This window comes from Atlantibacter sp. MEI4A-1023 (assembly GCF_056155425.1).
Map to the genome: position 1 here is coordinate 1,910,391 of NZ_CM149568.1, position 19,829 is coordinate 1,930,219.

Below are 19,829 nucleotides of genomic sequence, written 5' to 3' on the forward strand. Positions count from 1 at the left end.
GTGGCGTTATTCTACCGTCCAGGCTTGTGAAAAATGGCGGTGAGCGAACATATCTTTCAAGCCCGCCGTCTGCTTCAGGCGCAACACTTCATCCGCCTCCATACCTAACTCTTTTGCGATACGCTCATCATCCCACCCGTACCGGGCTAATTCCTGGACCAGATCCGACATGGCGGGCACCTGATGCTTACCGCGGGCACGGTTATGGCGTACCGTGGAGGCTATACTGGCGTCACGTTCCGTGTCGTCTTTCTGAAGTAGCACGACCGGTATATAGCCGTGTAGCCGCTCCGCCAGGGTACGATCTTTTATCCCTGCACGAAAACGATTCGCGCCATCCACTAAGTTCAGGCTATTTTCAACGGTGGGGATAGCCACCACCGGTTGCGTGTAACCATCCTGGATCAGCGAGCGGATCAGTAATTTTCGTTCCGTTGCCGCCATAACGTTTGGATTGTAGTTATTCTCTTTTAACCGGTCGGTTTTAAGCCACAGTACACAGTCGACCGGTTCTTGTTGAAAGGGACTTAAGTTATGCAGTTGCGTTTTAATTCCATTCAGCGCCTCAATACGCGCCTGTTCCGGCAGCTCGTTTAGCCAGTGTGTCAGCGGCTCCATCAGCGTTGCCAGAGTAGATGTTATATCACTTGCCATAGTTTGCGTTTCTCCTGAACACGTTTTTTCCAGCGTTCATAATGGTGGGTACGGGTAGGACTGAATGAGAGCGTCCGACACCAGTAGTCGTTGCGCAGGATGGTTCGGCAAATGCGCCGCCATGAGGGGATATCCCGGCTGCCGGTATCTTTGTCCTGATAATCGGGGATATCGTCGGGATAATCCCTCTGCCGGAACCACTGTAAATAGATGGCGATTTTGTTGCGGTAATGTTCAGCGGTTGTCGGGGGAAGGCTGTCGAGTAAAAACAAGGCGTATTCTTTCCAGGTCTTATCCTGCGGTTTTGAGATATGCCCCTGACCATAAAATCCATTGCGTCCGGCGGCGTATAACTCCGCGGTATGCGCGCCGCTCACCCGGCAACAGATCCTGTCCCACCGCTCTGGCTCAAGGACATGAAACAGCCAAAGGCCAGCGCGCTGTTCCGGGCCAAAGGGTTCGCAGATCCGCATATAACGGGGTTTTACGCCTGCCTGGTGCATCAGTTGGTAAAGCGGATTGCATTGCGCGTTTGTACGGGCAAACCACGACCACACATCTGCGGTGTGCCAGTCGTATAACGGGGCAACGGTGCAGGCTCCGGATGTCATGCTGGCTGTCGTCCAGGGCCGGTCCATGCTGTAGCGATTTTTACGGCGATCGCAGATGCTTTGAAAACGCATCAGGGATTCATCGGCGCGCATTCCTGTGAGGATAGCGGTGGGGGTTATAGGCGCTACGCGGGCCAGCCAGTCGTTAAATGCAGGAACAAAATCTTCAAAGGTCATGCCGGGTGTATAGAACGGGAAAAATTCAGGGTTAGTGATGGCATCTGCTGGCGGTGTGCGAACCCAATCGATGCCTGGCTCCCAGGCCGTCCATTCCGGTTGGCAGGCTGATGTACCGTTAACGGTAGTGACAGGTAGGGCCACCCAATAAAACGTTTCCGTACAATCTGCGCATAAGGCTTTCATCGCCTGAACGTGGTCGATGGTGTACTGGAACTGGACCTCCCAGTCGAGAAACAGCACGCTGAACGTTCTACCGCGCTTGCGCGCCTCCCGTGCCGTTAAATGAAATAATAAGGTGGAGTCTTTACCGCCGGAAAACGATACACAAACCCGGGAAAAGGTGTCGAAGACCCATGAAATCCGCTCAACAGCTGCATCGTAGACAGTGATGTTGAGCGGGATTTTACGATCCGGCGTACTTTGACGGACGTTGCTCATATAATTCCCTTTATTCAGTGACGGAACGATCGTGCCCGATGCAATCCATATCGCCGGGCTTTGATCATCGTAATGCTGACTGATATTAATTATCAGTGGTTTAGACAAGGGTGATGCAGGGCTGAATATTATCTCAAATGAACGATCGTACGCGCGATAAGCCTTGGTTTTAGGATTTCACTAATATAAAGCACGAGTATTAGCGTGAGGCTGACGACGCTCAGTCATCCGCACCAGCAGACTACCTGCGCTGGCCAAAACTGCCAGCATCACGACTCCCATCCAGCCATACTCTTCCCACATGGCGCTACCGAGCACGGAGCCTGCCGCCATACCAATAAACACGCCGGTAAACAGTAGCGCGTTAAGACGGCCGCGCGCCTGGGGATCGAGGCGGTAGACCAGCGTCTGATGCGCTACCAGTGAGGATTGCAGCCCAAGGTCGAAACCAACGGCGCACAGCGCGATAAGCACCAGTTGCCAGAAGGGCGAGAGCAGGGGAAGAAAGAACATCAGCCCAAATGACACCGTGGCGAGTGCGGCGGCATATTGCGTGACCCGGCTTGAACCTACTTTATCCGCAAGCGAACCCGACAGCGGCGCAGCCAGCGCGCCCGCGGCTCCCGCAATGCCGAAGGCTCCCGCCACGGCGCTGCCCATATGAAACTGCTGGCTTAACATCACCGCCAGCATCGACCAGAAGGCGCTGAACCCGACGGACAACAGGCCCTGCGCCAGCGCCGCGCGGCGCAATGCAGGGTGACGGAGCCACAGGGAAACCATCGATTTCATCAGCGACGGGTAAGTTAACGCTGACTGGGCGGCAAAACGCGGCAGTACCCGCCATAGCGCCACACCCACCAGCGCGACGCTCAGCGCTGCCAACTGGTACATCATGCGCCAGCCCCAGGCGGCGCTAATAAGCCCGCTCACGGTACGGGAGAGCAGGATCCCCAGCAATAATCCCGTCATCACCATCCCTACTGCCTTACCCTGTTTGCCTGAGGTGGACAGGATGGCGGCTGCGGGAACGATGTCCTGCGCCACAGTGGCTGAGGCGCCCAGCAGCAGGCTTAACGCCAGCAGACTGTGTTCCCCCGTCGAGAAGCTGTACAGCATCAGCATCAGCGCCAGCGCCAGGGATTTAATCAGGATGATAAGACGGCGATCGAAACGGTCACCCAGCGGTAACAGGAACAAGATACCCAGCGCATAACCCGCCTGTGTCAGGGTAGGGATCAGCCCGAGGCTGGCGATGCTGAGATGCAGGTTTTCGCCAATTTGCGGCAGGATCGGCTGGGCATAGTAGATTGACGCCACACTGAATCCGGCTGCGGTGGCCAGCACCAGTAACGTCCGCAGTAAGGCTGAAGGAGAAAGCGTATTCATGGAGAAATCCTCGTTGTCTGACAGTGAGAGGGATTGTCAGTCACGCCGCGCTGGCGCGGTAGAAGGACAACTGATAAAACGGTTATACGTGATACGTATAACAGGAAAAAAATAATGAAGAATGAGCGTATAGACAGAATTGAGCTGATGAATACTTTCATTCGCATTATTGAAAGCGGCTCGCTAAGCGCGGCAGCGGTGCAGTTAACGACCACGCAGGCGACCATCAGCCGACGGCTTAAATCGCTGGAGGAAATGCTGGGTTGCAAGCTGTTGCTACGTACCACGCACGCGATGAAGCTCACTGACGATGGCGAACGCTGTTATCAGCACGCCAAAACCGTGACGGGCCACTGGATGAGGCTGGAAGATGACCTGCGCAACGCCGGGGATGAACCGGTCGGGACATTGCGGGTGCGTGCGCCTCACGCTTTCGGCCAACAGCAGTTGATCGCGCCGTTAACGCAGTTTCTCCGCCAGTATCCGCAGATGAATGTGGAGTGGATGCTGAACGACAAAGCGCCGCTGTTTATCAGCGAGAATATTGATTGCGCCATCCACCTCGGCGCGCAGCCTGACCCGTCGACCATTTCGGTGTTGCTGGCGGAAGTGCCGCGTATCGTGGTCGCGACGCCGGAATTGCTGGCGCAATATCCCGAGATTAACGAGCCTGAGGCGCTGGCGGCATTGCCCTGGGTGGCGCTAAACCTGTTTTATCAGCAGGAAGTAACCCTGAAACAGATCGCAGGCAGCGACACGCGCTCGCTCACTATCGCACCGCGTTTGAGTACCGATAGTCTGTACGCGGTCAGAGAGACGGTGCTGGCGGGGTTAGGCGTGGGTATCGTTTCGGCGTGGATCGTGGCGCAGGATCTTGAAGAGGGCAAACTGGTTCATGTCCTGCCGCAGTGGCAGGCGGCGCCGCTGCCGGTGTGGTTGGCTTATCCGTACAGCCGCTACTACCCAGCACGATTGCGTAAATTCCTCGATTTAATGCGTGAAATTCTGCCTGGACTGATGGGGATGCAACCGCCGGAGAAGCCAAAAAAAAGCCGGTCATAAAGACCGGCTTGTGGGGAGGTTACTTAGCCTGGCCCGGGCGGGTGGCAGGTGCGGTAGCCTGATGGCTGGCACTGTGGCCGCCGGCAGAGCCTTTACCGCTAAAGTCAAACGGTTCACGCACCCAGTCGTTATGACGCGGCGGCTCCGGTACGTATTCAGGCGCAGGCGCACGGGTCATCGGCGCGCTGGCAACCCGTTTAGCGGCAGCCGGTGTCGCTTCAGGTTGCGGCTCCGCTTTCACCGGCTCTTCAACTTTCACGGGTTCAACAACCGGCTCAGGCTGCGCGGCAACGTCTGCTTTTGGTGTTTCAACCACTGCGGGCTGCGGCTCAACGTCATGCGCGGCAGGGTGCTCCTGCGGCGCATCAGCGATGCTTTCTTCCGCAACGGGTTCAACCACGATGGCTTCTTCCTGCGCGGCACCTTGTGCCTCTTCTTCAACAGGGGCAGAGTCCACCGGTTTGGCTTCTTCTGCAACCCGCTCAGCAACCACCTCGTCCTGCGGCGCGATGATTTCCGGCTGGGCATCTACCGGCGCGGCGATAACTTGCGGATGGGTGGTTTCAACCGGTGCCGCTTCCGCAACGTCGGTGACCACTGGCGCAATTTGAATCGCTGCCTGCTCAACCGGCTGTTCCTGCGGTTCAACCTGTTCAACCTGCTCAACTACAGGCGCCTGGGCGACCGGATAGCGGATCCAGACTTTGCCAGAGGCCATTTCCGGTGACGCGCACGCGACGGTCAACGGCATCGGGGACGCAGTCGGGTAACGCTCATCGCGGTAACGGCGACGGCGCTGACCGCTTACGCGCAGGTGACGCGGCGAACGGCGGGAGCGTCGCGGCATACCGTTTGCATCAGCACGGGTTTCAACGCTTTCTTCCTGCTCGGCGGCCTCGTTTTCAACCACAGCAGGCAGCGGGATGGTCGCCAACTCGGTGCGCTGCGCTGGCGCGGTTTCCTGCGGTTCAACATCGACAATCGCTTCTGATTCGACCACATCGTTTGTGAAGCGGACTTTCTGAGCCAACTGGCGCTGTTTACGGCGCGGCATGACCTGAACGCGTTCTTCCTGTTCAGCATCCTGCTCCGGATGCTCTTCACGGTTAAGCGCTTTAACGTCCTGCTGTGCCTGGCGTTTGTCATCAGAACGGCGGCGGCTGCGTTCACGACGCGGCTGCTGCTCGTCACGGCCTTTGGCCTGCTCCGTTTCGTCAATGGCGACTTCACGCACTTCAGCCGTTTGCTGCTGGGCCTGACGGCGGTTACGGCGGTTCTCTTCACGCGGCTCGCGCGGCTCACGTGGTTCACGCGGCTCACGGTTTTCACGATTATCGCGGTTGTCACGGCCCTGGCGGTCGTTACGATCGCGGCGGTTGTTCTGGCGGCGGTTATTGCGGCGATCGCCACGCTGCTTCTCTTCAACGGCTTCTTTCTTCGGCTCTTCTGCCACGGGAGCAGGTGCGGCAGGCTCACCGGCGAACAGGGATTTCAGCGCGCTGATAAAGCGGCAAAGCAGACCAGGTTTAGCCTCCTGCGGGACTTTAGGCTGCGGCGCGGCCTGAACTTTAGCGGGTGCTTCCTGAACGGCAGGGATCTCCTGCGGCGCGGGCGGAATGTCCGGCATTGCGAAGGTCGCTAACGCGGGTTCTTCCGGGCGCTTGCGTTCGGCTGGCTCTTCATCAGACGGCATGGCCATTGCTTCTTCATGCAGCTTCGGCAGCATGTAGCTCAGCGTTTTGGTCTCTTCGCCTTTACGCACGCGCAGTACCGAATAATGCGGCGTTTCCATTTGGTCGTTCGGCACAATCACCGCGCGCACGCCACCCTGACGGGTTTCAATGGCGGTAATGGCGTCACGTTTTTCGTTCAGCAGATAAGAAGCAATCGGCACCGGAACGATGGCGTGAACTTCTTTGGTGTTCTCTTTCAGCGCTTCTTCTTCAATCAGACGCAGAATCGACAGGGACAGAGATTCGTTGTCGCGAATGGTGCCGGTGCCGCTACAGCGTGGGCACACGTGATGGCTGGATTCGCCGAGAGAAGGGCTCAGGCGCTGACGGGACATTTCCAGCAGGCCGAAGCGTGAAATATGGGAAATCTGAATGCGCGCGCGGTCCTGGCGAACGGCTTCACGCAGGCGGTTTTCCACCGCACGCTGGTGGCGCACCGGGGTCATATCGATAAAGTCGATAACGATCAGGCCGCCGAGGTCACGCAGGCGCAGCTGGCGCGCAATTTCATCTGCCGCTTCCAGGTTGGTGTTGAACGCGGTTTCTTCGATGTCGCCGCCGCGGGTCGCGCGTGCGGAGTTGATGTCGATAGCGGTCAGCGCTTCGGTGCTGTCGATAACGATAGAACCGCCGGACGGCAGGCGCACTTCACGCTGGAACGCGGATTCAATTTGCGATTCGATCTGGTAGTGGCTGAACAGCGGGATTTCGCCGGTGTACAGTTTAATTTTGCTGCTGAAATCCGGGCGGCCCAGCGCGGAGATGTGCTGGCGAGCCAGCTCAAGCACTTTCGGGTTATCGATAAGGATTTCGCCGATATCCTGGCGCAGATAGTCACGGAATGCGCGCACAATCACGTTACTTTCCTGATGGATCAGGAACGGGGCAGGGCGGCTTTCAGCGGCTTTCTTAATGGCTTCCCAGTGTTTCAGGCGGAAGCTCAGGTCCCACTGCAGCGCTTCGGCGGATTTACCCACGCCTGCGGTACGCACGATAAGACCCATGCCGTCCGGCAGTTCGAGACTGGCCAGCGCTTCTTTCAGTTCGGTACGATCGTCGCCTTCGATACGGCGAGAAATGCCGCCCGCGCGCGGGTTATTCGGCATCAGAACCAGGTAGCTGCCCGCCAGGCTGATAAACGTGGTCAGGGCTGCGCCTTTGTTGCCGCGCTCTTCTTTATCAATCTGAACGATAACTTCCTGGCCTTCGCGCAGCACATCTTTGATGTTCGGGCGACCGTGGGAAGCATAGTTAGCAGGGAAGTATTCGCGGGCGATTTCTTTGAGAGGGAGAAAACCGTGTCTTTCAGCGCCATAATCAACAAAGGCGGCTTCAAGGCTAGGTTCAATGCGGGTGATTTTTCCTTTGTAGATGTTTGCTTTTTTCTGTTCGTGCCCAGGGCTTTCAATATCCAGGTCGTACAGGCGTTGCCCATCCACAAGGGCGACACGCAACTCTTCTTGCTGAGTTGCGTTGATTAACATTCTTTTCATCGTAACTTACTCATTATTCTTACATTGACGACTAAGCTGCGGGCAAGATATCGCCTTTCCGGGTATGAACCGATGGCCTCGTGACTATTCACGTCGCCAACCTCACGGTTGTCGTTCGCTTAAGAGGCGCAGAGTGTCGGTAGCCTGTATTTCATCTGGAAATACAGCGCAATTATCAGGGGAACTGCCTGGGATGTTTCGCCAGAGAAGCTTCCATTTTACCGGTAAGGACTGCAACCCGCAGCCCGCTAACTGCCTGAAGGTTCAATACGTCTTACGCCATTGCTGCGTGGATGAACGGTCAGGCAAAACTGGTAATTCCGCAAAGTTCCTTGTCTTAACAAGTTTTAACACGGAAAACTTCAGCATTATTCCATTGCTAAGCTTGTTATAGCAAGATGACTTTTGCCATTTATCACCCGGTTACTCACAGTTTCTTAACCACAAATTACCGATTGTTGTTATATCCACCAATCCGGTGATTCATAAGCCACCAGAATCCGGGTGACAGTAAGTATAAGCATATAAAAATGAGTGGCGCTAATGAATGTCGATAATTAGAATCGCCACCATGAAAACTGAGACCCCAGCCGTAAAAATCGTTGCCATTTCCGCTGATGAAGCGGGGCAGCGTATCGATAACTTTTTGCGCACCCAATTAAAGGGTGTGCCTAAGAGCATGATTTACCGCATCCTGCGTAAAGGCGAGGTGCGGGTAAATAAAAAGCGTATTAAGCCGGAATATAAACTCGAAGACGGCGATGAAGTGCGTATCCCGCCGGTTCGCGTCGCCGAGCGTGAAGAGCAGGCGGTATCGCCGCATCTGCAAAAAGTGTCCGCGCTCACCGAGGCGATTTTGTATGAGGATGATTATATCCTGGTGCTGAATAAGCCGTCCGGCACTGCCGTTCACGGTGGCAGCGGATTAAGCTTTGGCGTGATTGAAGGTCTGCGCGCATTACGCCCGGAAGCCCGTTTCCTGGAACTGGTCCACCGTCTGGATCGCGATACTTCCGGCGTCCTGCTGGTGGCGAAAAAACGTTCGGCCCTGCGTTCACTGCATGAACAGCTGCGCGGCAAAGAGATGCAAAAAGATTACCTGGCGCTGGTGCGCGGTCAGTGGCAGTCGCATGTGAAAGTGGTGCAGGCGCCGTTGTTGAAAAATATCCTGCAAAGCGGTGAGCGCATTGTGCGGGTTAACAGCGAAGGTAAACCGTCGGAAACGCGCTTTAAGGTGGAAGAACGTTATGCGTTCGCCACGCTGGTGCGCTGTAGCCCGGTGACGGGCCGTACCCACCAGATCCGCGTGCATACGCTGCATGCCGGCCATCCTATCGCGTTTGACGATCGTTACGGCGACCGGGAGTTTGACAAACAGCTGGCGAATACCGGGCTGGGCCGCCTGTTCCTGCATGCGGCGGCGCTGAAATTCCAGCATCCCAATACGGGTGAGACCCTGCGTGTTGAAGCGCCGCTCGATAATGAGCTTAAACATTGTCTGAGCGTACTGCGCAACGGCAAGTAACAGAAATGGCCCGGTTTAGTACCGGGCTTTTTTGAGGTTATCCCAGCGGATTTATCCCCTCATTACGCAGCATCTGGCAGAGCGCGATCAACGGCAGGCCAACCAGGGTATTCGGATCGCGTCCATTTAAGCGGTCAAAAAGCGTGATGCCGAGCCCTTCGCTTTTAAAACTGCCCGCGCAATAAAGCGGCTGCTCCTTCTCTACATAGCCAGCGATTTCTTCCGCGCTGAGATGACGAAAGTGCACGTCAAACGGCTCGCATTCGGTTTGTAACTGCCCGTTGGCGGAATTATACAGCGCCAGACCGGTATAGAAGGTGACGACATGACCGCTGGCTTGAGTCAGTTGCCAACGCGCGTTTTCCTCGCTTAACGGCTTGCCGGTGATGTTGCCCTCCAGCACGCAGACCTGATCGGAGCCGATGATCAAATGATTCGGAAAACGGCCTGCCAGGGATTGCGCTTTTTCTTTCGCCAGGCGCACCACCAGATGGCGAGCCTCTTCGCCCTGTAAAGGCGTTTCATCGCAGTCTGGCGCGGCGGTAATAAAGAGAAGGCCCAATTTTTCAAGCAGGCTCTGACGAAAGGGAGAGGTTGAAGCAAGTACCAGTCGGGTCATTTTTTCTGCCATAATTCGCGATTCTATTTATGACATCTTAAACTGTGGACAAGGCTGTGTGTGATTTATTAGCAAATGGCATGTTGATACCGCCTTTTCCTTTGACTCTATGACATTACGACGTTAATATGCGCGCCCTATGCAAAAGGTAAAATTACCCCTGACTCTCGATCCGGTTCGTACCGCTCAAAAGCGCCTTGATTATCATGGCGTGTATACCCCTGAACAGGTGGAGCGCGTCGCCGAATCAGTTGTCAGTGTGGACAGCGATGTGGAATGCTCCATGCGCTTCGCCATCGATAACCAACGTCTCGCGGTGTTAACCGGCGATGCGAAGGTGACGGTGACGTTGGCATGTCAGCGCTGCGGGAAACCGTTCTCCCATCAGGTTCACACGACGTATTGTTTCAGTCCGGTCCGTTCAGACGAACAGGCTGAAGCACTCCCGGAAGCGTATGAGCCGATTGAGGTTAACGAATTCGGTGAAATCAATCTACTGGCGGTAGTCGAAGATGAAATCATCATCGCCTTGCCAGTGGTTCCGGTGCATGATCATGAACACTGTGAAGTGTCCGAAGCGGACATGGTATTTGGTGAACTGCCTGAAGAAGCGCAAAAGCCAAATCCGTTTGCCGTATTAGCCAGCTTAAAGCGTAAGTAATTGGTCTTCCCCGCGCAAACGGGGTAAACCGTAATTGAGGAGTAAGGTCCATGGCCGTACAACAGAATAAACCAACCCGTTCCAAACGCGGCATGCGTCGCTCTCACGATGCACTGACCGCTGTAACCAGCCTGTCTGTTGACAAGACTTCTGGTGAAACCCACCTGCGTCACCACATCACTGCCGACGGTTACTACCGCGGCCGCAAGGTTATCGCTAAGTAATCACGCGCAAGCGTGATTAAACTTAGCGTCGTTTCCCCGTTTATGCGGGGATATAACGTCGCCCGGCGATACCTTGACACGTCTAACCCTTGCGTTAGATGCCATGGGCGGGGACTTTGGTCCCTCCGTGACAGTGCCTGCAGCCTTGCAGGCACTGAATTCTAATTCGCAATTGAATCTCCTTTTAGTCGGCGATCCCGACGCCATTACTCCATTACTCGCCAAAGCTGATTTTGAACAACGTTCGCGTTTGCAGATCGTTGCCTCCCAGTCGGTTATCGCCAGTGATGTAAGACCGTCTCAGGCCGTGCGCAATAGCCGGGGTTCCTCGATGCGCATGGCGCTGGAGCTGGTGAAAGAGGGGCGGGCCCAGGCCTGCGTCAGCGCCGGAAATACGGGCGCGTTGATGGGGCTTGCGAAGCTGCTGCTTAAACCGATTGACGGCATTGAACGTCCGGCGCTGATGACGGTGCTGCCCCATCAGCAAAAAGGCAAAACCGTGGTGCTGGATTTAGGTGCTAACGTGGCCTGCGACAGTACGATGCTGGTGCAGTTCGCCATTATGGGCTCGGTGATGGCCGAGGAAGTGCTCGGCATTCAGACACCGCGCGTGGCGTTACTGAACATCGGCGAAGAAGAAACCAAAGGGCTCGACAGTATTCGTGACGCGGCGGCTATGCTAAAAACCATGCCGTCGCTGAATTATATTGGCTATCTTGAAGCCAATGAATTATTAACCGGCAAAACGGACGTGCTGGTGTGTGACGGTTTTGTAGGCAATGTCACACTCAAAACCATGGAGGGCGTTGTACGAATGTTCCTTTCTCTGCTCAAATCGCAGGGAGAAGGGAAAAAACGGTCGTGGTGGTGGCGTTTATTAAAGCACTGGTTACAAAAAAGCCTCTCAAGGCGATTCAGTCACCTCAACCCCGACCAGTATAATGGCGCCTGTCTGTTAGGATTGCGCGGCACCGTGATTAAGAGTCACGGCGCAGCTAATCAGCGCGCGTTTAGCGTGGCGATTGAACAGGCAGTGCAGGCGGTGCAGCGGCAGGTTCCACAACGGATAGCCGCTCGCCTGGAATGTTTATATCCCGCAGGTTTCGAATTGCAGCAAGGCGAAAACGCCCCGGCAATACCAACGGCGGGTATATTACCCAAGAGTGACTGAGCGTACATGTATACGAAGATTATTGGCACGGGCAGCTACCTGCCTGAGCAAGTGCGGACTAACGCCGATCTTGAAAAAATTGTGGAAACGACTGACGAGTGGATTGTCACCCGCACAGGCATTCGTGAGCGTCGTATCGCCGGTCCTGACGAGACTGTTGATTCCATGGGCTATCAGGCGGCGCTGCGCGCCATTGAGATGGCCGGTATCGATAAAGAACAAATCGGTATGGTCGTGGTAGCAACCACCTCCGCTACCCATGCTTTCCCAAGCGCCGCTTGCCAGATTCAGGGCATGCTGGGCATTAAAGGCTGCCCGGCGTTTGATGTCGCCGCCGCCTGCGCGGGCTTTACCTATGCGCTCAGCATTGCCGATCAGTACGTGAAATCCGGCGCGGTGCAGTATGCGCTGGTGATCGGTTCCGACGTGCTGGCACGCACCCTTGACCCGCAGGATCGCGGCACGATCATTCTGTTCGGTGATGGCGCGGGCGCAGTCGTACTGGGTGCGTCTGAAGAGCCGGGCATCATTTCGACCCACCTGCATGCAGACGGCAGCTACGGTGAGTTGCTGACGCTGCCGAACCACGACCGCGTGGTGCCCGAAAATCCTATCTATTTAACCATGTCCGGTAACGAAGTCTTTAAAGTTGCCGTGACTGAGCTTGCGCATATCGTTGATGAAACGCTGGTCGCGAATCAGCTCGACCGTTCCTCGCTGGACTGGCTGGTGCCGCACCAGGCCAACCTGCGCATTATCAGCGCCACCGCCAAAAAACTCGGCATGTCGATGGATAATGTCGTGGTGACTCTGGATCGTCACGGCAATACTTCCGCCGCGTCCGTGCCCAGCGCGCTGGATGAAGCGGTGCGTGATGGTCGCATCAAGCCTGGCCATTTAGTGCTGCTTGAGGCTTTCGGCGGCGGCTTTACCTGGGGCTCGGCGCTGGTTCGTTTCTGATAAACAAGGATTAAAAACATGACGCAATTTGCATTTGTGTTTCCGGGACAGGGCTCCCAGGCTGTGGGCATGCTGGCGGATATCGCCGCGCAGTATCCCATCGTTGAAGAGACCTTCGCCGAGGCTTCTGCGGTTTTAGGTTACGATCTCTGGGCACTGGTTCAGCAAGGCCCAGCCGAAGAATTAAATAAAACCTGGCAGACTCAGCCTGCGCTACTGACCGCATCCGTCGCGTTATACCGCGTATGGCAGCAGGAAGGCGGAAAAGCCCCTGCAATGATGGCGGGCCATAGTCTTGGCGAATATTCCGCGCTGGTCTGCGCGGGCGTTATCGCGTTTAGCGATGCGGTCCGTCTGGTGGAGTTACGCGGCAAACTGATGCAGGATGCGGTGCCGGAAGGCACTGGCGCCATGTCGGCCATTATCGGTCTGGATGATGAGTCCATCGCCAAAGCCTGCGAAGAATCCGCGCAGGGCCAGGTGGTATCGCCGGTTAACTACAATTCGCCGGGCCAGGTGGTTATCGCCGGGCATAAAGAGGCGGTTGAACGTGCAGGCGCAGCCTGTAAAGCCGCTGGCGCTAAACGCGCGCTGCCGCTGCCGGTCAGCGTGCCGTCACATTGCGCCCTGATGAAGCCTGCTGCGGAAAAGCTGGCGGTAGAGCTGCAAAACATCACCTTTAACGCGCCGGCAGTCCCGGTAGTGAATAACGTTGATGTCGCCTGCGCCACCGATCCTGATGAGATCCGCAATGCGTTGGTGCGCCAGCTTTACAGCCCGGTGCAGTGGACTAAAAGCGTTGAGCTCATGGCTTCCCGTGATATCACCCATCTTTATGAGGTTGGTCCAGGCAAAGTATTGACCGGCCTGACTAAACGCATCGTAGACAGCTTAACCGCGTCCGCGATCAACGAGCCGGCAAGCCTGGCCGCAGCACTCGAGCAATAAGACGAGGAATACCATGAGTTTTGAAGGAAAAGTCGCGCTGGTTACCGGCGCGAGCCGCGGCATCGGCCGCGCAATTGCTGAAACCCTTGCGGCGCGCGGCGCAAAAGTCATCGGCACCGCGACCAGCGAAAGCGGCGCGCAGGCGATCAGCGACTATCTGGGTGCTAACGGTAAAGGTCTGATGCTTAACGTGACCGACCCGGCATCTATCGAATCTGTGCTGGAAAATATTCGCAGCGAATTTGGTGAAGTGGATATTCTGGTCAATAATGCCGGTATCACTCGCGATAATTTGCTGATGCGCATGAAAGAAGAAGAGTGGAGCGATATCCTCGAAACGAATCTTTCATCTGTTTTCCGTCTGTCAAAAGCAGTAATGCGAGCTATGATGAAAAAACGTCATGGGCGTATTATTACTATCGGTTCTGTGGTTGGTACCATGGGAAATGCGGGTCAGGCCAACTACGCTGCGGCGAAAGCGGGTCTTATCGGCTTTAGTAAATCGCTGGCGCGCGAAGTAGCGTCTCGCGGTATTACAGTGAACGTTGTTGCTCCGGGCTTTATTGAAACGGACATGACGCGTGCGCTATCTGACGATCAGCGTGCGGGTATCCTGGCGCAGGTTCCTGCGGGTCGCTTAGGCGATGCGAAGGAAATCGCCAGTGCGGTTGCATTCTTAGCTTCTGATGAAGCGGGTTACATCTCTGGTGAAACTCTGCACGTCAACGGCGGGATGTATATGGTTTAACCATGTTTATACCTCTCGCCGCCAGAGGCAGGAAAAGCCGCTGAACAGATTCTCGTCTGCACAGTCTACTCTGTGAGCAAGAAGGGTCAGAGATGGCTTAAAACCTGCCGTCTGAATGGAGAAGGGTATAAAATTATTTGCGTTATTAGGGCGATTGCCCGCAAAATAGCGTAAAATCGTGGTACGACCTGCCGGGATTTAGTTGCAACTTTTTCAACATTTTATACACTACGAAAACCATCGCGAAAGCGAGTTTTGATAGGAAATTTAAGAGTATGAGCACTATCGAAGAACGCGTTAAGAAAATTATCGGCGAGCAGCTGGGCGTTAAGCAGGAAGAAGTTACCAACAATGCTTCTTTCGTTGAAGACTTGGGCGCTGATTCTCTTGACACCGTTGAGCTGGTAATGGCTCTGGAAGAAGAGTTTGATACTGAGATTCCGGACGAAGAAGCTGAGAAAATCACTACTGTTCAGGCTGCCATTGATTACATCAACGGTCACCAGGCGTAAGTGAACATCTCCAGGCGGTCACTCGACCGCCTGAGTTTTTTTATCCCACGAATCCCTTTTTTATCCCTCCCTGGAGGACAAACGTGTCTAAGCGTCGTGTAGTTGTGACCGGACTGGGCATGTTGTCTCCTGTCGGCAATACCGTAGAGTCTACCTGGAAAGCTCTCCTTGCCGGTCAGAGTGGCATCAGCCTGATCGACCATTTCGATACTAGCGCCTATGCAACGAAATTTGCTGGCTTAGTAAAGGATTTTAACTGTGATGACATCATCTCGCGTAAAGATCAACGCAAGATGGATGCCTTCATTCAATATGGAGTTGTTGCCGGTATTCAGGCCATGCATGATTCTGGTCTGGAAGTAACGGAAGAAAACGCAACCCGATTTGGCGCCGCTATCGGTTCCGGGATCGGTGGCTTAGGTCTTATCGAAGAAAACCACACCTCGCTGGTGGCTGGTGGCCCGCGTAAGATCAGCCCGTTCTTCGTCCCGTCTACTATCGTAAACATGGTGGCAGGTCATTTGACTATCATGTTCGGCCTGCGCGGACCGAGCATCTCTATCGCCACGGCCTGTACTTCTGGCGTTCACAATATCGGTCATGCCGCGCGCATGATTGCCTATGGTGATGCGGACGCAATGCTTGCGGGCGGCGCTGAAAAAGCCAGTACCCCGCTAGGTGTGGGTGGTTTTGGTGCCGCTCGTGCACTTTCCACTCGCAACGACAATCCGCAAGCGGCAAGTCGTCCGTGGGATAAAGAGCGCGATGGTTTCGTACTGGGCGATGGCGCGGGTATTATCGTGCTGGAAGAGTACGAGCACGCGAAAAAACGCGGCGCGAAAATTTATTGCGAAATCGTTGGTTTCGGGATGAGCAGCGACGCTTATCACATGACCTCTCCGCCGGATAACGGCGCGGGCGCGGCGTTGGCAATGACCAATGCCCTGCGTGACGCGGGTATCGAAGCGGGCCAGGTTGGCTATGTCAATGCCCACGGCACCTCGACCCCTGCGGGCGACGTGGCGGAAGCGCAGGCGGTGAAATCGGTGTTTGGTGATGCAGCCCATCGCGTGATGGTCAGTTCCACCAAATCGATGACGGGCCACCTGTTGGGTGCAGCGGGTGCGGTAGAGTCCATTTTCTCTATTCTGGCACTGCGCGATCAGGCTATCCCACCGACCATCAACCTGGATAACCCAGATGAAGGTTGCGACCTGGATTTCGTCCCGCACGAAGCACGCCAGGTATCCGGTATGGATTACGCCCTGTGTAACTCCTTCGGCTTCGGTGGCACCAACGGTTCGTTGATCTTCAAAAAGATCTAACCGATTCTTTTTAAAGGCCCCTCTGCGGGCCTTTTCATCAGACTTCTCCTCTTGCCCCTCGCTTTACATCCTGCGAAACTAGCGCGCTATCGGTAAGGAGCCTTCATGTTCTTAATCAATGGCACATGGCAACAGACGCTGGCGGCTAACGATCGGGCGATCCAGTTTGGCGACGGGTGTTTTACCACGGCGCGGGTGGTCGACGGTCAAATTCAGCTTTTCGATGCGCATCTGCAACGGCTGGCGCAGGCGTGCGAAAGACTGGGCATCGCCTTTCCTGACGCCACTGTGCTGGGCGAAGAGATGCGCACCGTGGCCCAGCCGCATCTACACGCGGTACTGAAGGCCATTATTACCCGTGGCGCGGGCGGGCGAGGGTACAGCGCCGCAGGTTGCGGTGCGCCGACCCGCCTGCTGTCCGTTGCGCCTTATCCAGCGTTTTATGCCCAATGGCGGGAGCAGGGCATTACCTTAACCCAAAGCCCGGTACAACTGGGGCGTAACCCGTATCTGGCGGGAATTAAGCATCTCAACCGGCTGGAACAGGTGTTGATTCGGCGTCATCTGGAACAGACTGAAGCCCAGGAAGCGCTGGTGCTGGATAGCGAAGGCTGGTTGACGGAGTGCTGTGCTGCCAATCTGTTCTGGCGCAAAGGTCAGCGTGTCTATACGCCGAAGCTCGACCAGGCAGGCGTCAATGGGTTGATGCGCCAGCATATCCTGCGCCAACTGAATGACAGCCCCTGGCATGTTGAAGAAGTGCGCGCCTTACTAAGCGATCTGGAAACGGCGGATGAGGTGTTTATCTGCAATGCGCTGATGCCGCTTGTCCCGGTGAAACAGGCCATACGCACGCGCTTTGCTTCCCGCGACCTTTACCACTATTTAGCCCCTCTTTGTGAGTCGTATTGAACCAATGAAGAAAATGCTGCGTTTTGTTCTGCTGATGATTATCGGGTTGGCAATTGCCGCAGGCGTTGGCTACTGGAAAGTACGCCAACTGGCGGACAGTCACCTGCTGATTAAACAAGAAACTATTTTTACCCTAAAAGCCGGTACTGGCCGCCTGGCGCTCGGTAACCAGCTTTCCGATGAGAAAATTATTAATCGGCCGCGTGTTTTTCAGTGGCTGCTGAAAGTGGAGCCAGAGCTTTCGCATTTCAAAGCTGGCACCTATCGTTTCACGCCGGACATGACCGTGCGCGACATGTTAAAGCTGCTGGAAAGCGGTAAAGAGGCGCAGTTCCCGCTACGTTTTGTCGAAGGCACCCGCCTGAGCGACTGGCTCAGTAAGCTGCGTGAAGCGCCTTATATCAAGCACACTCTGAAAGACGATGAGTACGCGACCGTTGCTGAGGCGCTCGGGTTCGACAGTGCTAAATCGATCGAAGGCTGGTTCTATCCAGACACCTGGCTGTATACCGCCAATACCACCGACGTGGCTTTGCTAAAACGGGCGCACCTGCGTATGGTAAAGGCCGTTGATAAAGCCTGGGATGAAAAAGCCGCGGGGCTGCCGTACCAGGATAAAGAACAGTTACTGACTATGGCCTCGATTATCGAGAAAGAAACGGCGGTAGCCAGTGAACGTCCTGATGTCGCCTCGGTTTTTGTGAATCGCCTGCGCATCGGCATGCGTTTACAAACCGATCCCACCGTGATTTACGGCATGGGCAAAGCCTATGACGGCAATTTGACCCGCAAAGCGCTGGATACGCCTACGCCATACAACACCTATGTGATTAACGGCTTGCCGCCAGGCCCGATCGCTATTCCGGGCGAAGCCTCACTGATGGCGGCGGCGAAGCCGGCAAAAACGCCTTATCTTTACTTTGTTGCCGATGGCGATGGCGGACACACGTTTAATACCAACCTCGCGGACCATAACAAGTCGGTGCAGGATTATTTAAAAGTTATGAAGGAAAAAGATGGGCAAGTACATTGTCATTGAAGGATTAGAGGGAGCAGGGAAAACCACGGCGCGCAATGTGGTGGTAGAGACGCTGAAATCGCTGGGCATTCAGGATATGGCCTTTACCCGCGAGCCTGGCGGCACCATTCTTGCAGAAAAACTGCGTAGCCTGGTACTGGATATCAAATCCGTCGGTGACGAAGTGATTACCGATAAAGCCGAAGTGCTGATGTTTTACGCCGCACGGGTTCAACTAGTGGAAACCGTGATTAAACCGGCGCTGGCGCGCGGCGCGTGGGTGATTGGCGATCGGCACGATCTCTCGACCCAGGCCTATCAGGGCGGCGGACGGGGTATCGATGCCCATCTCCTCAGCACGTTACGCCAGGCCGTGTTAGGTGATTTCGCCCCCGATCTGACGTTGTATCTGGATGTTGATCCGGTGGTGGGGCTTAAACGCGCCCGCGCGCGCGGCGAGCTGGACCGCATCGAGCAAGAATCCTTTGATTTCTTTCATCGCACCCGTGCCCGCTACCTTGAGCTGGCGGCGGCGGACAGCCGTATCCATACCATTGATGCCACGCAATCGCTGGAGGCGGTGACGCAAGCGATTCGTGAGACGGTTACGCGCTGGGTTAAGGAGCAGGCGTAATGAAATGGTACCCGTGGCTGCGTCCGGGCTATGAGCAACTGGTGGCGAACCACCAGGCTGGCCGAGGTCACCATGCCTTGCTCGTGCATGCCTTGCCGGGCATGGGTGAAGACTCGCTGATTTATGCGATCAGCCGCTGGTTGATGTGCCAGCAGCCCGACGGGCAGAAGAGCTGCGGGAAATGCCGCGCCTGCCAGTTGATGCAGGCCCAGACGCATCCCGATTATTATCTTGCTGAACCCGAGAAAGGGAAGGCGACGCTGGGCATTGACGCGATCCGCGACATTACCGAAAAACTCTACGATCACGCCCGGCTGGGCGGGGCGAAAGTGGTCTGGATCAAAGATGCCGCGCAGTTGACGGAAGCTGCTGCTAACGCGTTGTTGAAAACCCTTGAAGAGCCGCCAGCAAATACCTGGTTTATGTTGGGATGCCGCGCGCCGGAACGTTTACCCGCGACGCTGCGTAGCCGCTGTTTATACTGGCATCTGGCGCCGCCGGAAGACCGCTGGGCTGAAGCCTGGCTGGCGCGTGAAACCGATGCACCTCAGGCCCAGCGTATTGCCGCGTTGCGGCTAAGCGGCGGTGCGCCTGCTGCGGCACTGGAACTGTTGCAAACCAGCGCCTGGTCGCAGCGTCCGCTGCTGGCGGAGCGCCTGGAACAGGCCATTAACACCCGTGATGCGCTGGCGCTGCTGCCGGAACTGCATCACGACGATGCGGCGATGCGCCTGCACTGGCTGGCGGCGCTGTTGCTGGATGCCATTAAATGCCAGCAGGGCGCGGCAGGCTATATTACTCATGCTGATTTAACCGCGCACAGCCAGCGGCTGGCGACGTTACTTCCCACCGGCCACCTGCAAGCTATGCTGGATCGGCTGCTGCCATGCCGCGAGCAGCTTATCTCGGTCGCCGGCCTTAACCGCGAACTGATGCTCACTGAACTACTCTTAAACTGGGAACAGGTATGGCGCACTGGCGCACCGTTCCCACATTCCCCTCTCTGAGAGAC

At 55.8% G+C, this 19,829-nt stretch carries 19 protein-coding genes; 14 read left to right on the plus strand and 5 right to left on the minus strand.

The genetic code is table 11. The features are described from left to right. Window positions 1–6: 6 nt before the first annotated feature. The 3 genes from ACVV26_RS09290 to ACVV26_RS09300 form a co-directional block, all read right to left on the minus strand. Window positions 7–654 carry a ParB N-terminal domain-containing protein gene (locus ACVV26_RS09290; protein WP_474801133.1) on the minus strand — a complete coding sequence of 216 codons (648 nt, stop codon included), beginning with the start codon at window positions 652–654 and terminating at the stop codon, window positions 7–9. Beyond that, on the minus strand, window positions 639–1,883 hold the full coding sequence (locus tag ACVV26_RS09295) for a phosphoadenosine phosphosulfate reductase (protein ID WP_474801134.1): 1,245 nt from the start codon (window positions 1,881–1,883) through the stop codon (window positions 639–641). Before ACVV26_RS09295 ends, ACVV26_RS09290 begins: the two co-directional genes overlap by 16 nt. A gap of 180 nt (window positions 1,884–2,063) precedes the next feature. After that, a complete protein-coding gene (locus tag ACVV26_RS09300; protein ID WP_474801135.1) occupies window positions 2,064–3,272 on the minus strand; it encodes an MFS transporter in 1,209 nt (402 codons plus the stop codon). Window positions 3,273–3,386: 114 nt separating this feature from the next. Between ACVV26_RS09300 and ACVV26_RS09305 the strand changes: the two genes are divergently transcribed. Further along, on the plus strand, window positions 3,387–4,334 hold the full coding sequence (locus tag ACVV26_RS09305) for a LysR family transcriptional regulator (protein ID WP_474801136.1): 948 nt from the start codon (window positions 3,387–3,389) through the stop codon (window positions 4,332–4,334). Between the two features lie 19 nt (window positions 4,335–4,353). Here the strand turns inward: ACVV26_RS09305 and rne are convergent, their stop codons facing one another. Beyond that, window positions 4,354–7,560, minus strand: a complete 3,207-nt coding sequence (rne, locus tag ACVV26_RS09310; RefSeq protein WP_474801137.1) for a ribonuclease E — start codon at window positions 7,558–7,560, stop codon at window positions 4,354–4,356. 571 nt (window positions 7,561–8,131) lie between these two features. Between rne and rluC the strand changes: the two genes are divergently transcribed. After that, window positions 8,132–9,085, plus strand: a complete 954-nt coding sequence (rluC, locus tag ACVV26_RS09315; RefSeq protein WP_474801796.1) for a 23S rRNA pseudouridine(955/2504/2580) synthase RluC — start codon at window positions 8,132–8,134, stop codon at window positions 9,083–9,085. A 37-nt stretch (window positions 9,086–9,122) separates the two neighbouring features. Here rluC and ACVV26_RS09320 read toward each other — a convergent pair whose 3' ends face one another. Then, window positions 9,123–9,704, minus strand: coding sequence for a Maf family protein (locus ACVV26_RS09320; protein WP_474801138.1), 582 nt, complete (start codon window positions 9,702–9,704; stop codon window positions 9,123–9,125). 139 nt (window positions 9,705–9,843) lie between these two features. On the opposite strand from ACVV26_RS09320, the gene yceD reads away from it, so the two are divergent. From yceD to holB, 12 genes are all read left to right on the plus strand, one after another. Continuing rightward, complete coding sequence (yceD, locus tag ACVV26_RS09325; protein ID WP_474801139.1) at window positions 9,844–10,365, plus strand: 23S rRNA accumulation protein YceD; 522 nt, start codon at window positions 9,844–9,846, stop codon at window positions 10,363–10,365. Window positions 10,366–10,415: 50 nt separating this feature from the next. After that, window positions 10,416–10,589 carry a 50S ribosomal protein L32 gene (gene rpmF, locus ACVV26_RS09330; RefSeq protein ID WP_002435125.1) on the plus strand — a complete coding sequence of 58 codons (174 nt, stop codon included), beginning with the start codon at window positions 10,416–10,418 and terminating at the stop codon, window positions 10,587–10,589. A gap of 73 nt (window positions 10,590–10,662) precedes the next feature. Then, window positions 10,663–11,760: a phosphate acyltransferase PlsX gene (gene plsX, locus ACVV26_RS09335; RefSeq protein ID WP_474801141.1), complete on the plus strand. Its 1,098-nt coding sequence runs from the start codon at window positions 10,663–10,665 to the stop codon at window positions 11,758–11,760. A gap of 6 nt (window positions 11,761–11,766) precedes the next feature. Next, complete coding sequence (locus tag ACVV26_RS09340; RefSeq protein ID WP_474801142.1) at window positions 11,767–12,720, plus strand: beta-ketoacyl-ACP synthase III; 954 nt, start codon at window positions 11,767–11,769, stop codon at window positions 12,718–12,720. Between the two features lie 18 nt (window positions 12,721–12,738). After that, on the plus strand, window positions 12,739–13,668 hold the full coding sequence (gene fabD, locus ACVV26_RS09345; RefSeq protein WP_474801143.1) for an ACP S-malonyltransferase: 930 nt from the start codon (window positions 12,739–12,741) through the stop codon (window positions 13,666–13,668). Window positions 13,669–13,681: 13 nt separating this feature from the next. Continuing rightward, window positions 13,682–14,416, plus strand: a complete 735-nt coding sequence (fabG, locus tag ACVV26_RS09350) for a 3-oxoacyl-ACP reductase FabG (RefSeq protein ID WP_125292105.1) — start codon at window positions 13,682–13,684, stop codon at window positions 14,414–14,416. A 275-nt stretch (window positions 14,417–14,691) separates the two neighbouring features. Next, window positions 14,692–14,928 (plus strand): acyl carrier protein, encoded by a 237-nt coding sequence (acpP, locus tag ACVV26_RS09355; protein ID WP_000103754.1) that lies wholly within the window; start codon window positions 14,692–14,694, stop codon window positions 14,926–14,928. Between the two features lie 83 nt (window positions 14,929–15,011). Further along, complete coding sequence (gene fabF, locus ACVV26_RS09360; RefSeq protein WP_312982635.1) at window positions 15,012–16,253, plus strand: beta-ketoacyl-ACP synthase II; 1,242 nt, start codon at window positions 15,012–15,014, stop codon at window positions 16,251–16,253. 105 nt (window positions 16,254–16,358) lie between these two features. Beyond that, window positions 16,359–17,165: an aminodeoxychorismate lyase gene (gene pabC / locus ACVV26_RS09365; RefSeq protein WP_474801145.1), complete on the plus strand. Its 807-nt coding sequence runs from the start codon at window positions 16,359–16,361 to the stop codon at window positions 17,163–17,165. Window positions 17,166–17,169: 4 nt separating this feature from the next. Continuing rightward, window positions 17,170–18,204, plus strand: coding sequence for a cell division protein YceG (gene yceG / locus ACVV26_RS09370; RefSeq protein ID WP_474801146.1), 1,035 nt, complete (start codon window positions 17,170–17,172; stop codon window positions 18,202–18,204). Next, a complete protein-coding gene (tmk, locus tag ACVV26_RS09375; protein WP_474801148.1) occupies window positions 18,182–18,817 on the plus strand; it encodes a dTMP kinase in 636 nt (211 codons plus the stop codon). The genes yceG and tmk overlap by 23 nt, the downstream gene beginning before the upstream one ends. Continuing rightward, window positions 18,817–19,824, plus strand: coding sequence for a DNA polymerase III subunit delta' (holB, locus tag ACVV26_RS09380; RefSeq protein WP_474801150.1), 1,008 nt, complete (start codon window positions 18,817–18,819; stop codon window positions 19,822–19,824). The genes tmk and holB overlap by 1 nt, the downstream gene beginning before the upstream one ends. The last annotated feature ends 5 nt before the right edge of the window (window positions 19,825–19,829 follow it).

Excerpts from the sequence above, each read along its gene's own strand:
- ACVV26_RS09290 (WP_474801133.1), bottom strand. The coding sequence starts at position 654 with ATGGCAAGTGATATAACATCTACTCTGGCAACGCTGATGGAGCCGCTG.
- ACVV26_RS09295 (WP_474801134.1), bottom strand. The coding sequence starts at position 1,883 with ATGAGCAACGTCCGTCAAAGTACGCCGGATCGTAAAATCCCGCTCAAC.
- ACVV26_RS09300 (WP_474801135.1), bottom strand. The coding sequence starts at position 3,272 with ATGAATACGCTTTCTCCTTCAGCCTTACTGCGGACGTTACTGGTGCTG.
- ACVV26_RS09305 (WP_474801136.1), top strand. The coding sequence starts at position 3,387 with ATGAAGAATGAGCGTATAGACAGAATTGAGCTGATGAATACTTTCATT.
- rne (WP_474801137.1), bottom strand. The coding sequence starts at position 7,560 with ATGAAAAGAATGTTAATCAACGCAACTCAGCAAGAAGAGTTGCGTGTC.
- rluC (WP_474801796.1), top strand. The coding sequence starts at position 8,132 with ATGAAAACTGAGACCCCAGCCGTAAAAATCGTTGCCATTTCCGCTGAT.
- ACVV26_RS09320 (WP_474801138.1), bottom strand. The coding sequence starts at position 9,704 with ATGACCCGACTGGTACTTGCTTCAACCTCTCCCTTTCGTCAGAGCCTG.
- yceD (WP_474801139.1), top strand. The coding sequence starts at position 9,844 with ATGCAAAAGGTAAAATTACCCCTGACTCTCGATCCGGTTCGTACCGCT.
- rpmF (WP_002435125.1), top strand. The coding sequence starts at position 10,416 with ATGGCCGTACAACAGAATAAACCAACCCGTTCCAAACGCGGCATGCGT.
- ACVV26_RS09340 (WP_474801142.1), top strand. The coding sequence starts at position 11,767 with ATGTATACGAAGATTATTGGCACGGGCAGCTACCTGCCTGAGCAAGTG.
- fabD (WP_474801143.1), top strand. The coding sequence starts at position 12,739 with ATGACGCAATTTGCATTTGTGTTTCCGGGACAGGGCTCCCAGGCTGTG.
- fabG (WP_125292105.1), top strand. The coding sequence starts at position 13,682 with ATGAGTTTTGAAGGAAAAGTCGCGCTGGTTACCGGCGCGAGCCGCGGC.
- acpP (WP_000103754.1), top strand. The coding sequence starts at position 14,692 with ATGAGCACTATCGAAGAACGCGTTAAGAAAATTATCGGCGAGCAGCTG.
- pabC (WP_474801145.1), top strand. The coding sequence starts at position 16,359 with ATGTTCTTAATCAATGGCACATGGCAACAGACGCTGGCGGCTAACGAT.
- yceG (WP_474801146.1), top strand. The coding sequence starts at position 17,170 with ATGAAGAAAATGCTGCGTTTTGTTCTGCTGATGATTATCGGGTTGGCA.
- tmk (WP_474801148.1), top strand. The coding sequence starts at position 18,182 with ATGGGCAAGTACATTGTCATTGAAGGATTAGAGGGAGCAGGGAAAACC.
- holB (WP_474801150.1), top strand. The coding sequence starts at position 18,817 with ATGAAATGGTACCCGTGGCTGCGTCCGGGCTATGAGCAACTGGTGGCG.